12 protein-coding genes and 1 pseudogene are annotated in these 11,933 nt (G+C 65.0%); 9 read left to right on the top strand and 4 right to left on the bottom strand.

Going from position 1 to position 11,933, the window contains the following annotated elements; all coding sequences use genetic code 11:
• The first annotated feature begins 301 nt into the window (after nucleotides 1-301).
• Genes rnk through EOA79_RS23765 form a run of 3 tightly spaced genes read left to right on the top strand, consistent with a single transcriptional unit; the run spans nucleotide 302 to nucleotide 2,528 of the window.
• Nucleotides 302-721, top strand: coding sequence for a nucleoside diphosphate kinase regulator (gene rnk, locus EOA79_RS23775; RefSeq protein ID WP_067319541.1), 420 nt, complete (start codon nucleotides 302-304; stop codon nucleotides 719-721).
• On the top strand, nucleotides 718-1,248 hold the full coding sequence (locus EOA79_RS23770; protein WP_095824109.1) for a nucleoside-diphosphate kinase: 531 nt from the start codon (nucleotides 718-720) through the stop codon (nucleotides 1,246-1,248). The genes rnk and EOA79_RS23770 overlap by 4 nt, the downstream gene beginning before the upstream one ends.
• Nucleotides 1,249-1,268: 20 nt before the next feature.
• Entirely contained in the window at nucleotides 1,269-2,528 is a 1,260-nt protein-coding gene (locus tag EOA79_RS23765) for a D-amino acid dehydrogenase (protein WP_095824108.1), read from the top strand.
• A gap of 1 nt (nucleotide 2,529) precedes the next feature.
• Here the strand turns inward: EOA79_RS23765 and EOA79_RS23760 are convergent, their stop codons facing one another.
• Nucleotides 2,530-4,620, bottom strand: a complete 2,091-nt coding sequence (locus EOA79_RS23760; protein ID WP_127335775.1) for a phosphatidylserine/phosphatidylglycerophosphate/cardiolipin synthase family protein — start codon at nucleotides 4,618-4,620, stop codon at nucleotides 2,530-2,532.
• A gap of 68 nt (nucleotides 4,621-4,688) precedes the next feature.
• The gene (locus EOA79_RS23755) at nucleotides 4,689-5,129 is read right to left on the bottom strand and encodes a hypothetical protein (protein ID WP_095782605.1); all 441 of its coding nucleotides are present in this window, start codon (nucleotides 5,127-5,129) and stop codon (nucleotides 4,689-4,691) included.
• A gap of 178 nt (nucleotides 5,130-5,307) precedes the next feature.
• On the opposite strand from EOA79_RS23755, the gene EOA79_RS32955 reads away from it, so the two are divergent.
• The gene (locus EOA79_RS32955) at nucleotides 5,308-5,478 is read left to right on the top strand and encodes a hypothetical protein (RefSeq protein ID WP_164893929.1); all 171 of its coding nucleotides are present in this window, start codon (nucleotides 5,308-5,310) and stop codon (nucleotides 5,476-5,478) included.
• Between the two features lie 63 nt (nucleotides 5,479-5,541).
• Here EOA79_RS32955 and EOA79_RS23750 read toward each other — a convergent pair whose 3' ends face one another.
• Nucleotides 5,542-6,423: a LysR family transcriptional regulator gene (locus EOA79_RS23750; protein ID WP_095799744.1), complete on the bottom strand. Its 882-nt coding sequence runs from the start codon at nucleotides 6,421-6,423 to the stop codon at nucleotides 5,542-5,544.
• A 374-nt stretch (nucleotides 6,424-6,797) separates the two neighbouring features.
• Here EOA79_RS23750 and EOA79_RS23740 point away from each other — a divergent pair.
• The 3 genes and pseudogenes from EOA79_RS23740 (at nucleotide 6,798) to EOA79_RS23730 (ending at nucleotide 9,581) form a co-directional block, all read left to right on the top strand.
• Nucleotides 6,798-8,293: pseudogene (locus EOA79_RS23740) on the top strand (CoA-acylating methylmalonate-semialdehyde dehydrogenase).
• A gap of 430 nt (nucleotides 8,294-8,723) precedes the next feature.
• On the top strand, nucleotides 8,724-9,023 hold the full coding sequence (locus EOA79_RS23735; protein WP_095799746.1) for a hypothetical protein: 300 nt from the start codon (nucleotides 8,724-8,726) through the stop codon (nucleotides 9,021-9,023).
• 240 nt (nucleotides 9,024-9,263) lie between these two features.
• The gene (locus tag EOA79_RS23730; protein WP_067319522.1) at nucleotides 9,264-9,581 is read left to right on the top strand and encodes a hypothetical protein; all 318 of its coding nucleotides are present in this window, start codon (nucleotides 9,264-9,266) and stop codon (nucleotides 9,579-9,581) included.
• 42 nt (nucleotides 9,582-9,623) lie between these two features.
• Here the strand turns inward: EOA79_RS23730 and EOA79_RS23725 are convergent, their stop codons facing one another.
• Complete coding sequence (locus tag EOA79_RS23725; RefSeq protein WP_095824105.1) at nucleotides 9,624-10,283, bottom strand: GntR family transcriptional regulator; 660 nt, start codon at nucleotides 10,281-10,283, stop codon at nucleotides 9,624-9,626.
• Nucleotides 10,284-10,398: 115 nt separating this feature from the next.
• Here EOA79_RS23725 and EOA79_RS23720 point away from each other — a divergent pair, with 115 nt between their 5' ends.
• Both EOA79_RS23720 and EOA79_RS23715 read left to right on the top strand, forming a co-directional pair.
• Nucleotides 10,399-11,292 (top strand): dihydrodipicolinate synthase family protein, encoded by an 894-nt coding sequence (locus EOA79_RS23720; protein WP_095824104.1) that lies wholly within the window; start codon nucleotides 10,399-10,401, stop codon nucleotides 11,290-11,292.
• A 62-nt stretch (nucleotides 11,293-11,354) separates the two neighbouring features.
• Nucleotides 11,355-11,933, top strand: a 579-nt coding sequence (locus EOA79_RS23715; RefSeq protein WP_164893928.1) for an FAD-dependent oxidoreductase, incomplete at its 3' end; no start/stop codon positions are given.

The raw sequence follows: 11,933 nt of genomic DNA, 5'->3' as shown, positions 1-11,933 counted from the left end.
GTTTTCCCCGCCGCTACATCGGCGGGTGAAAGGGGCGGCTTGCTTGACAAGCCGATGCATCTCGGCAAGGGTCGAGGCATGAGCAACCTCGCCCATAGCAGAACCTTTTTCAGGGTTTGCCCCATCGCGGGAGCGTAGCCCCGGCGCGGTCGTGTTGGCGACCGCCGAGCCGGGGCATTTGAATTCCTGACATCGTCATTCGAGCCAGCCAGCCTTTCGCGGCTGTCGGCTCTTCGTCGCCGCCTTTGAGCGGGCTGCAGCGCGCGTCGGTTCGTCGACGTGCAAATCCAGGAGGTTTGCCATGAATGCCACAACCCAATCGCGTTCCCGAAACACGATCCTCGTCAGCGACGCGGACCACGACCGGCTCAGCGGCCTTGCCAGAGCCTTTCTCGAGCGGACGCCCGAGATGGCCGAGGACCTGCTCGCCGAGATGGACCGCGCGCGGATCGCCGCCGAAGCGGCGATGCCAGCCGATGTCGTGCGGATGGGCACGACGGTGACGCTTCACGACGGGGAAGGAAGCATTCAGCGCGTCACGCTAGTCTATCCCGCCGAGGCCGACATCGCCGAAAAACGCATCTCGGTGCTGACGCCGCTCGGAACCGCGCTGATCGGCGCGCGTGCCGGCCGCACAGTCTCCTGGCGAAGCCGCGACGGCCGGGTGCTTTCGGCGACCATCCACGCGGTCGAGCAATCCGCGTCGCGGAGAGCGCCATGACCAGGACCATCTATCGCCTCACGCCGAAGGATCTCGCGGTTCTCGAAGCGATGCTGATGCGCCGGCGCGCCTTTGCCGACGCGATCGTGCCGATGCTCGAACGCAAGCTCGCCGAGAGCGACATCATCCCGGCCGGCATGGTCGAGCCCGACATCGCCACGCTGAACAGCCGGGTAGTCTTCCGGATCAACGACGGAGCCCCGGAGACGAGGACGTTGATGCTGGGCGACGCCTCCGCTCCTGTCGGATTCGGCCTGCCGCTCGGCACCTGGCGCGGCCTCTGCCTGCTCGGCATGAGGGCGGGCCAGTCGGTAGTGGCCGAGCGCCCCGACGGCAGCCGCGAGCGCATCCTTCTCGAGGATGTGGCCTACCAGCCGGAGGCCGAGCATCAGGCGGCTCGGACTGCCGCACAGCGACCCCGTGGCCCGAGGCTGGTGTACAGCGCCGCAGGCGATCGTTGGCCCCTTGGCGGGGGCGGCAAAATCCGGCAGACAGAAGGCGACGATCCCGGCCCTTCGGCGGCATGATCGGTTTGAGGGAGCATAGAATGAAAGTCCTGGTGCTGGGCGGCGGTGTGATCGGGATCACCACCGCCTACTTCCTTGCCGAGGCCGGCCACGAAGTCACGGTGATCGACCGGCAGCAGGGCCCGGCGCTGGAGACCAGCTTCGCCAATGCCGGCGAAGTGTCGCCGGGCTATGCCTCGCCATGGGCCGGGCCCGGCATTCCCGTGAAAGCCGTCAAATGGCTGTTGATGAAATACGGACCGCTGGTGGTGCGGCCGGCCTTCGATCCGCATATGTGGACATGGCTCTTGAAGATGCTGCGCAACTGCACGGCCCAGCGCTATGCGCTGAACAAGTCGCGCATGGTGCCCTTGGCCGAGTACAGCCGCGACACGCTGAAGGCGCTACGCACTACGATCGGCATCAGCTATGACGAGCGAGCCAAGGGCACGCTGCAGCTCTTCCGCAAGCAGAAGCAGCTCGACGGCACCGGCGGCGATGTCGAGGTGCTGAAAAAATATGGCGTTCCCTACGAGCTTCTCGACCGGGACGGCTGCATCGCGGCCGAGCCGGCGCTGGCCGGTGTGCGGGAAAAATTCGTCGGTGGGCTGAGGCTGCCCGGCGACGAGACCGGCGACTGCAAGATGTTCACCGACAAGCTGGCCGAGCTTTGCGTGGCGCGCGGCGTCGCCTTCGAATATGGCACGAGCATCCGGCGCGTCGTCAGGAACCGAAACCGCGTCGTCCAGGTCGGCACCGACAAGGGCTGGCGAACGGCGGAGGCTTATGTGATGGCGCTTGGCAGCTATTCGGCTCCCTTCATGCGCAAGATGAAACGGCCGATCCCCGTCTATCCGGTCAAAGGCTATTCCATCACGCTGCCGATAACGGACGCGGCGGCGGCGCCGGTGTCGACCATCATGGACGAGACTTACAAGGTGGCGATCACCAGGCTCGGCGACCGCATCCGCGTCGGCGGCACCGCGGAGATTTCGGGCTTCGACCTTCGTCTGCATGAATCGCGCCGCCGCACGCTCGAGCACTCCGTCGGCGACCTGTTTCCGGGCGGCGGCGATCTCAAGGCGGCGAGTTTCTGGTGTGGCTTGCGGCCGATGACGCCCGACGGGCCGCCGCTGGTCGGGCGCAGCGAATTGTCCAACCTCTATCTCAACACCGGCCACGGCACGCTGGGCTGGACCATGGCCTGCGGCTCGGCGAAAGTGCTTGCCGATATCATTTCCAACCGGGTGCCGGAGATCAACGCGCTCGACCTCAGCCCGGACCGCTACATCAAGGCTTGATTTAAAAGGCCTGTTTCACCCACCCATTGCTGAACAGCAGCCGGTAAGCCCAGCCGATCGTGACATTGGTGGCGACCGGCTGCGAATGGGCGAGATAGTCGTCATAGACCGACTCCATGCGGCGGTAGAAGGCCGGATCGAGCACCATCATGCCGTTTTCCGAGTCGTGGACGAAGCTGCGATTGTTCAGGTTGACCGAGGAGATCGTCACCAGGCGCTGATCGATCATCATGATCTTGGAATGCAGCACCACGTCGGGCGCCTTGAATTCGCGGATATTGATGCGGTCGCCATATTTCTCCACGAACAGCTTGTTGAGCGCGGTGAGGAAGCGGCCGCCTATGTCGCCCTTGAGATCGATGCGGCCGACGACGTCGATGCTGACGCCGCGGGCCAGCGCCCGATCGAACGCTCTCGCGAGACTGGGCGTCAGGTTGAGATAGGGATTGACGATCTCGATGCGGTGCTCGGCGGTGTCGATCAGTTCGACGAAGTAGTTTTCCAGTGCATGCCCGTCCTCGTAAGGCACGGAAATGAAGTGCCGCACCACGCCTTGCGGGTGGCCACCGGAACGAACCGGAATGGAAAACGGCCGCGACAGGTTGGTGTCGGCATCGCGCAGCCAGACGGTCGAGAAATGCGCGGCCAGCGTTTCGACCGTCGCCTGGTCGGCGATCTCGATGTCGAAGTCGCTCCAGTTGGAATAGTAGTTGAGCGAGAAGCCGTCGGTCTCGCCGTATTGCTGCAGCTGAGGGTAGCGCGACAGGTCGATCGGCTTATGAAACAGGAACCCGTCATGGATGTTGCGGCCGCCGATGATGACGCGCGAGCGGCCGGGTTCCTCGGCCAGGGTCGCCAGCATCTTGATGTGATGGGTCTTGTGCAGCTGTGAGAGCTGCTCGTCGATCGGCGCGCCGTGATCGGCCTGCCAGCGATATTCCTGCAATTGGACATTGGGAAACTCCGCCGCCAGCCGATGCAGCAGGGCGTCGTCCTTGTCGCGCTCCAGCACGTCGGTGACCAGGATGCGTACCTTGGTGCCGAGCGCCGCGTGGTGGCGGATCAGCCGCTCCATGATGCGGCCGGAAAAGTCCGCCTTGAACTCCAGCGACGACAGATAGATCAGCTTGAGTCTCGGCGCGTTGGAGAAATCGAGCGGCAGTTCGGGATCGGCCTTGTCGAAGGCGCTGTCGGGCAGCGTTTTGCCGAGCAGCGCCTCGACCTTGGAATTGAAGCCGTCGCGCGATTTGCGCAGCAGGGTCGGCGACCCGAGCGGCAGCGCGCAGGTCTGCGACAGCCAGCGGCCGGCATAAAAGGCGCGGTCGAGCGCTTCGAGCCCGGCCGGATCTGGCACCGGACAACGATCATAGCGGCTGTCGAGTGCCGTGATCCAAGGGTCGGCGGCCTCCTCGCGCAGGATGGTAAGCTTCGCGCCGGACGGCGCGAGGCTGGAGCTGACGGTGAGGTCGCAGCGGGTGAGCGCTTCGCTTGGAAACAGGCTGGCAGATGTCTCGGCCGCCGGCAGGCTGAGATGGAACGGGGCACCTTTGGCAATTGTGCGCGACCGGCCCGAGATGCGCATCGCCAGCGATCCGTCGCAGCTGCCGCCGATCACGACCGTTTGCCGGCCGACCTGGCGGAGCACGATCTCGACCGAGCGCGCCTGCAGGCCGGAGAAGCTGAAGGTCTTGGGTGCGGACGGCCTGGCGGCAGCGTCGAGATAGAGCGTCTGGCGCGACATGCGCCAGCGACCGGTGAAATGGCCTTCGCCCGGTTTGCCTGGTGCCAGCGGCTGCTCCGTGCTGTCGAGCGGCTTCGCCAGCCGTTGCAGCGACGGATAAGTTGCCTGGAAACGATCATTGTGGACGTCGCGCCAGTCACGGCCGAAGCGGCCGGTGCCGTTGGTGCGGTCGAGCGCATCGATTCGGCTTTGGGCCAGCAACGCCTCGAATCGCTTTTCGTAGGCGGCACTGCCATTGTCCGCGAAGTAACCGGCGCTGGCGATCTCGGCGCCGCTTCGATCCGCCGAGATGGGCGCACGCGCGCAGGCTTCGTCTCCCGGAAAGAAGGCGCAGGCGGAACGGCCCGGCATGCCGGCGCATCCGGCGAGCGCGGTCAGCGCCAGGCCAAGCAGCAGCCTTGTCACGACGGCTCCCGGTCTCACCCGGTCGCCCCGTTCATGACCTTGAGCTGGGCGGGGTCGCGCGGCGGCATGAAGCCCTGCGGAAAGACCTTGCAGACCGGAAGCGCGAAGGTGGCTATCAAGAGCTCGGCCTCGCCGCGCATCTTCCTTGGCGCCGTCTTGTCGCCGCGGATCGTCCTTGCCGAAGCGATCAGCGCGCCGTCGCAATCGCAATGATTGTGGCGGGCGATATAGCAGGCATCGTGGATCCGGCAGGCGGCATCGAGCCGGTCGACCGGGGTGGCCGAGAGATCGCCGGTGCGGGTTCCAGGACCGCAATAATTGCCGAAGACGAAAGGCGAGGGGCGGGCCATCGCATAGCGGATCGACTTCGGCAGTTCCGCTTCGGGAACCCTGGCCCACGGATTGGCGCAGCCGGAGAGGCAAAGCAGCGGCAGGATGGCAAGAATGGCTCGCATGTCTGCGCCGGCTTTCCCAGATTCCCCCTCGCCTGCCACGGCATGGCGAAGTACTGGTGCCACACTGGCCGATTTTGTGGCAAGCGCAAGGCAGGTCGGCTCCGCCTTCGGTTCGGCCAGTTTCAGCAACGACAGGCTGGCGCGACTCCCGGACGGCTATCCCGTGCGGATGACTGACATGGATTTCCACCTCGGCGACGGCGATGTCAGCTTCTACGGCCACGCCAGGATCGCGATTTCGATACGCGACCGCCACTACGGCTTAGTCACCTCCGGGCTCATGGGCAACAGCGCCGAGGAAGCCGGCCGGATGTGGGCGCCGTTCGCCGCTGAGGCCGACAGGTTGTGAATTCTTTCGTCCTCGATGCGCCTTGAAGGCGGTTCCAAAGCGGGTCGGCCTTTTTGGGCGGCATCAGACGAACAACCCCTTTTCCCGCTCCACCGCCCTGGTGATGAAATTGGCGACGAGCTGGACCCGGCGCAGCGGCCTCACTGATTCGTGATAGACCAGCCAGTACGCGCGGCGGATGGGCGCGACGATGTCTACCGGCACCAGCTCCGGCATCGAGCGGGCGACGAAGGTATGCAGGATGCCGATGCCGGCGCCCGAGCGCACCGCCTCCGCCTGGCCAAGTGCTGACGAGATGGCGAAGCTGGTGCGCCAGTCCGGGCTGAACTCCGCGGCATAGTCGAGCGAAGGGCTGACGATGAGGTCGGGCACATAGCCGATCAGCGTGTGCCGATCGAGCTCGGCTGCTGACTTCGGCAGGCCGTTGGCTTCCGCATAGGTGCGGGAGGCGAACAGGCCGAGCGTATAGTCGACGAGCTTTCCCGCCACCAATCGGCCCTCGGTCGGCCGCTCTACGGCAATCGCGATGTCGGCCTCGCGCCGCGACAGGGAGAAGGAGCGCGGCACCGGCACCAGCTGGATGGTGAGCTCGCGGTGGAGCGCCGTCAGCTCGCCCAAACGCTTGGCGAGGAAGGCGACACCGAAACCGTCGGGAGCGCCGATGCGCACCGTGCCGGAGACGTCGTCGCCCTCGCCGGCGATGGTCGAGCGCGCTGCGATCATGTCGCTCTCCATGCGCTCGGCGATGTCGAGGAAGCGCTCGCCGGCCGGCGTCAGCTCACTGCCGGTGGTCAGGCGACGGAAGAGTTTCGTCCGCAGCGCTTCCTCGAGCGCCGCGAGCCGTCGCGAGACGGTGGCGTGGTTAAGCTCCAGCCGTTTTGCCGCGCCGAGGATCTGGCCGGCGCGCGCCACGGCGAGGAAGATGCGGACATCATCCCAGTTCATGGGGATGGTCCAGGTTAGTCGCCAGCGCTGCGTTCCCGCCCACCCCCCTCTGTCCTGCCGGACATCTCCCCCGCAAGGGGGGAGATCGGATGTCGCGTTCGCTTTCGCCAATCGCCAACGGTGCAGGATGAGCCCCGGCGATGAAACTGCCAATCTCCCCCCATGCGCGGGAGATGTCTGGCAGGACAGAGGGGGGTGTGAAGGAACTCAATCTTCGATCCTTTCAATGACCGATCATCATCACCTTTTGCGGCAATTAATGCACGTCCGACTGCCGCTGTCTATTTCGCGCACAACGGTTGCGTTCTAGCTCGCGTTGCCATTGCGGACGCAAAGGCGGACAATGCCTCATCATCAAAACAGGGAGAGAACCCATGATCGAGTACGGTCATTTCATTGGCGGCAAGCGTGTCGCCGGCACCAGCGGCCGCAAGCAGGACGTCATGCAGCCGATGGACGGCTCGGTGCGCGCTACGGTGGCGCTGGCCTCGGCGCAGGAGCTGCGCGCCGCGGTCGAGAACGCCAAGGCCGCGCAGATCAAGTGGGGCGCCACCAACCCGCAGCGCCGCGTGCGCGTGCTGATGAAGTTTCTCGAACTGGTCCAGCGCGACTATGACGAGCTGGCCGACATCCTGGCGCGCGAGCATGGCAAGACCATTGCCGACGCGCGCGGCGACATCCAGCGTGGCCTCGAAGTGGTCGAGGTCTGCATCGGCGCGCCGCATATGATGAAGGGCGAGTTCACCGACGGCGCCGGTCCTGGCATCGACACCTATTCGATGCGCCAGCCGCTCGGCGTCGTCGCCGGCATCACGCCGTTCAACTTCCCGGCGATGATCCCGCTGTGGAAGATCGCGCCGGCGATCGCCTGCGGCAACGCCTTCATCCTGAAGCCTTCGGAGCGCGACCCGGGCGTGCCGATCCGCATCGCCGAGCTGTTCATCGAGGCCGGCCTGCCGGAAGGCGTGCTGAACGTGGTCAACGGCGACAAGGAAGTGGTCGACGCCATCCTCGACGATCCGGACATCAAAGCCGTCGGCTTCGTCGGGTCAACGCCGATTGCGCAGTACATCTATGCGCGCGGCTGCGCGGCGGGAAACGCGTGCAGTGCTTCGGCGGCGCCAAGAACCACATGATCATCATGCCCGACGCCGACATGGACCAGACGGTCGACGCGCTGGTCGGCGCCGGCTACGGCTCGGCCGGCGAGCGCTGCATGGCGATCTCGGTGGCCGTGCCGGTCGGCAACGACACCGCGAACCGGCTGATGGAAAAGCTGGTACCACGCGTCGAAAGCCTGAAGGTCGGTCCGTCGACCGACTCCTCGGCCGATTTCGGCCCGCTGGTGACACGCCAAGCCCTGGAACGCGTCAAGGGCTATGTCGATATCGGTGTCAAGGAAGGCGCCAAGCTGGTTGTCGATGGCCGCGGCTTCAAGATGCAGGGCTACGAGAACGGCTACTACATGGGCGGCTGCCTGTTCGACAACGTGACGCCGGAGATGCGCATCTACAAGGAAGAGATCTTCGGGCCGGTGCTTTCGGTGGTGCGCGCGCCGACCTATGAGAACGCCATCAACCTCGCCAACGACCACGAGATGGGCAACGGCGTCGCCATCTTCACCCGCGACGGCGACGCCGCGCGTGACTTTGCTTCCAGGGTCCAGGTCGGCATGGTCGGCGTCAACGTGCCGATCCCGGTGCCGATCGCCTACTACACCTTCGGCGGCTGGAAGGCGTCGTCCTTCGGCGACCTCAACCAGCACGGCCCGGACGCGTTCCGCTTCTACACCAAGACCAAGACGGTCACCTCGCGCTGGCCGTCCGGCATCAAGGACGGCGCCGAGTTCGTCATCCCGACGATGAACTGACCGGACGGTTTTCGGCCGCGCGTCCTCGCCGCGTTGCGGCTGCGGGCGCGCGGCAGGCATCAAGGACGGCGCCGAGTTCGTCATCCCGACGATGAACTGACCGGACGGTTTTTTTTCGAGAGCCTCGTGAGAAAGCGCGGTTTGCACCCGCGCTTTCTGTTTGGGGCCTTGCAGAGGAGGCTGGTTGTCCTTCACCTCATCGATATTTGGCGTAGCTTGTCGTCTCGCCCGGTCGTCGCTTGCAACTTCAGATGCATGATTTGCGACGAGACACGTCGAGGCTGCAGCCGCACCTCCTAATGATTCCATCGCCGTGTGATGGAACCAACAGGCCGCCATTCGCCTTAGGCTGTATTCCTGCCATGCGTGCAGGCCAATCAAACAGCGCCGGTGGCAGCCGGGGTTCTCGTCTGGCGCGAGGAGGTGTCGGATGACACGATTTCTTATGGCGACGACGTGCCTTGCGGCGGCAGCGCTGTCGGCCGGCCAGGCCAATGCGGCAGCACAATGCGCACCACGCGCCGACATCATCAAGGCGCTCGGCGACAAGTTCCACGAAAGCGAGGCAGGGCGCGGGCTGATCAATCCGAACGTCGTGCTCGAGATCTTTGTCTCCGACCAAGGCAGTTGGACCGTTCTTGCCTCCGATACCAAGGGGCAGAGCTGTATCCTGTCCGTTGGCGAAGGCTGGGACAGCCCGACGATCACGGCAGCCGTGCCGGGAGCCTAACACTCACTGCGCCACGGCTCGTTCAGTGAAAGCCGCGCCGGCGCCCGCTTCAACGCCCGCTTGTCTACCGGGCGCAGCTTCACCATATCGAATGCAGGGAGTGATAAATCTCCCTGCGACAGACCGGAAACCAGAAGGAGTGACGTGATGGCGACGTCGAGTCCGGCCTGGAGCGTTCCGGCACACTGAGGCGGCCGAATGTGCCTCTTTTGCCGGAATGCCACGGCGAAGGAGGTGCCCATGGCACGCAGATTTTCGTTCCGAGTGGTGAAGGCGGCAGTCGCCGGCGCCGTCATGGCTTTGCCGGCAGTCCCAGTGCAGGCGCAAGTCCTCTGCGGGGGCCATGACGATCTGGTCGCGGGGCTGGCAGAGACGTTCGAAGAGAAGCGGCTGGGCTATGGCCTGGGTGGAGACGTCGCCATCTTCGAGGTGTTTGTGTCGGCGAGCGGAACCTGGACCATCCTGATGACCGACGTTAAGGGCCAGAGTTGCATCCTGGCGGCCGGCGAGGGATGGGAGCACACGCTGGCCACCGCGGTCCGGCACCCGGGCGGGTGAACTGCGTAACCGGACAGTTCAGCTAAGGCGGAACCGCTCCGGTCAGCGCGTCGCGGCCGCCTCGGCGTGGTGGCGTAGCAGCGCCATCAATTTCTTGGCGTCCTTGGCGGCGGCTTCCTCGTCGCCGTCGAGGATAGAGCGGATCAGCGCGACGTGGTGCTCGGCCGATTCGGCGAGCCCGGTATCCGCCTTGTAGCGGAACCAGAAGCGCCGGCTGTGCGTCTGCAAGGGCGCCGCCACGCGCGCCGCGAATGGATTGCCGGCGGCGATCGCCAGCGCCTCGTCAAGTTGCTTGTCGGCCTGAATGAAGGAAAGCACGTTGCCGGAGATCACTGCCTTCTGCATGGCGAGGGCTGCCTCGTGAAACAGGTCGGCCGCCTCGCGGGTGACGAAGCGGGCGGCCGAGCGGGCAAGCACCACCTCGATGCCGCGCCTGGCATCGATGACGCGCAGCCAGTCGCCGGGGTGGAGCGGAGCGACCGCGATGCCGGCGCGTGGTCTGACGTCGAGCAAGCCCTCCCAGGCCAGCCTTTGGATCGCTTCGCGCACCGGGGTACGGCCGAAGCCGAGCCGCTCGATCAGTGCACGTTCGGTGACGAAGCATGAAGGCGCCAGTTCAAGAGTGACGATCATGTGCTCCAGCACACGATAGGCCCTGGTCGCAACCGGCTCGAAGGTTCCGCTCGTGTCGTTGGATATCAATGCGGATATCAATGGGCCAGCTCCTGATATATTTTTCATTTATCATAGCGGATTCAGCATTGACAGCCCGCGTCTTAATAAATATACCGCTGATATATCAGACGGAGAGATAGCCATGTGGGCCGGAGTTTTCCCTGCAGTCACGACCAAATTCACCCCCGACGACCGCCTCGATCATGCCGAAATGGAGCGTTGTTTCTCCTTGCAGATGGAGGCCGGCTGCGACGGCATCATCGTCTGCGGCTCGCTCGGCGAAGGGCCAATGCTGTCGCATGACGAGAAGATCGAAGTGCTGAAGACGGCGCAGAAGGTCGCCGGGACAAAGCCGGTGCTTCTGACCGTCAACGAACCCGGCACCCGCGAGGCGGCAAGCATCGCACGCCGCGCAGCCAAGGAAGGCGCCAACGGCCTGATGGTGGTGCCGAGCCCGATCTACCACACCAATGCCGAAGAGACGGTCGCCGCACTTCGCGCCGTCGCGGAGGCCGGCGACCTGCCTGTCATGATCTACTCCAACCGGCTCGCCTATCGCGTCGACGTCACTGTCGACCTGATGGAGGAGCTGGCGTCCGACAAGCGCTTCGTCGCAATCAAGGAATCGTCGGACGACATCCGCCGCTCGACCGAGATCATCAATCGCCTCGGCGACCGCTACGACCTCTTCACCGGCGTCGACAACCTCGCCTTCGAGGCGCTGTCGGTCGGCGCCATCGGCTGGGTGGCGGGCCTTGTCACGGCCTTCCCGCGTGAGACCGTCGCCATCTACCAGTTGATGAGAAAAGGTCGCCGCGAAGAAGCGCTGAAGATTTACCGCTGGTTCAGGCCACTGCTCGACCTCGATGTCTCGACCTACCTGGTCCAAAACATCAAGCTTGCCGAAGTGCTGGGGATCGGTACCAATGACCGCGTTCGCATGCCGCGCCAGCCGCTGTCGGGCGAGCGCCGGAAGGCGGTGGAAAAGATCGTCAGGGATGCGCTGGCCGCGCGGCCGGAACTGCCGGCGTTCTGATAGCCTTCTGCTCCCGTTCACGCGGAGCAGATGGCGGCAGACAGACGAGGGACAACGCCAGCGTGCAAGGAAATGCCAAGCCGACCGAAGAGGGGCGCCCCCCTTCATCCGCCCGTCGGGCGCCTTCTCCCCGTGACCGGGGAGAAGGGGAAGATATCGCCATCATCGGCGGCGGCATCATCGGCATTTGCGCCGCCACCTTGCTCGCGGAGGCGGGACGCAGCGTCACCATTTTCGATCGGACGGGCATTTGCGAGGAGACGAGCTCCGGCAACGCTGCCGCCTTCGCCTTCTCCGACGTGCTGCCGCTGGCGCATAAGGGGATGATCAGGCAGTTGCCGAAATGGCTTGCCGATCCGCTGGGGCCTCTTGCCATCCCGCCGGCCTATCTGCCTAAACTTCTTCCCTGGCTGTTCCGCTTCTGGCGCGCGGGCGCCGCCAGGCACTTCGAGGCGAGCCTTGCGGCGCAGGCCGGCATGATGAAGCTCGCCGAAGCCGAATGGATGGGTTTGCTCGACCGCTCTGGCACGCGGCCGATGCTGCATGAGGACGGCTCGCTCGAACTCTACGAAAGCGAGGCCGAGTTCCGCGCCTCGCTGTCCGGCTGGAGGGCGCGCGAACGTTTCGGCATAGGCTTCCGC

It is taken from the genome of Mesorhizobium sp. M1A.F.Ca.IN.020.03.2.1, from assembly GCF_004023205.1.
Taxonomy (GTDB): domain Bacteria; phylum Pseudomonadota; class Alphaproteobacteria; order Rhizobiales; family Rhizobiaceae; genus Mesorhizobium.
The sequence above is the reverse complement of the archived record's forward strand: the minus strand, read 5'-3'. Positions and strand labels throughout refer to the sequence as shown.

What these genes read in the sequence shown, in the direction of transcription:
- EOA79_RS23755 (WP_095782605.1), bottom strand. Translation starts at nt 5,129, where the DNA reads ATGCGAGCCATTCTTGCCATCCTGCCGCTGCTTTGCCTCTCCGGCTGC.
- EOA79_RS23730 (WP_067319522.1), top strand. Translation starts at nt 9,264, where the DNA reads ATGGCACGCAGATTTTCGTTCCGAGTGGTGAAGGCGGCAGTCGCCGGC.
- EOA79_RS32955 (WP_164893929.1), top strand. Translation starts at nt 5,308, where the DNA reads ATGGATTTCCACCTCGGCGACGGCGATGTCAGCTTCTACGGCCACGCC.
- EOA79_RS23765 (WP_095824108.1), top strand. Translation starts at nt 1,269, where the DNA reads ATGAAAGTCCTGGTGCTGGGCGGCGGTGTGATCGGGATCACCACCGCC.
- EOA79_RS23760 (WP_127335775.1), bottom strand. Translation starts at nt 4,620, where the DNA reads ATGCCGGGCCGTTCCGCCTGCGCCTTCTTTCCGGGAGACGAAGCCTGC.
- EOA79_RS23735 (WP_095799746.1), top strand. Translation starts at nt 8,724, where the DNA reads ATGACACGATTTCTTATGGCGACGACGTGCCTTGCGGCGGCAGCGCTG.
- EOA79_RS23750 (WP_095799744.1), bottom strand. Translation starts at nt 6,423, where the DNA reads ATGAACTGGGATGATGTCCGCATCTTCCTCGCCGTGGCGCGCGCCGGC.
- EOA79_RS23770 (WP_095824109.1), top strand. Translation starts at nt 718, where the DNA reads ATGACCAGGACCATCTATCGCCTCACGCCGAAGGATCTCGCGGTTCTC.
- rnk (WP_067319541.1), top strand. Translation starts at nt 302, where the DNA reads ATGAATGCCACAACCCAATCGCGTTCCCGAAACACGATCCTCGTCAGC.
- EOA79_RS23720 (WP_095824104.1), top strand. Translation starts at nt 10,399, where the DNA reads ATGTGGGCCGGAGTTTTCCCTGCAGTCACGACCAAATTCACCCCCGAC.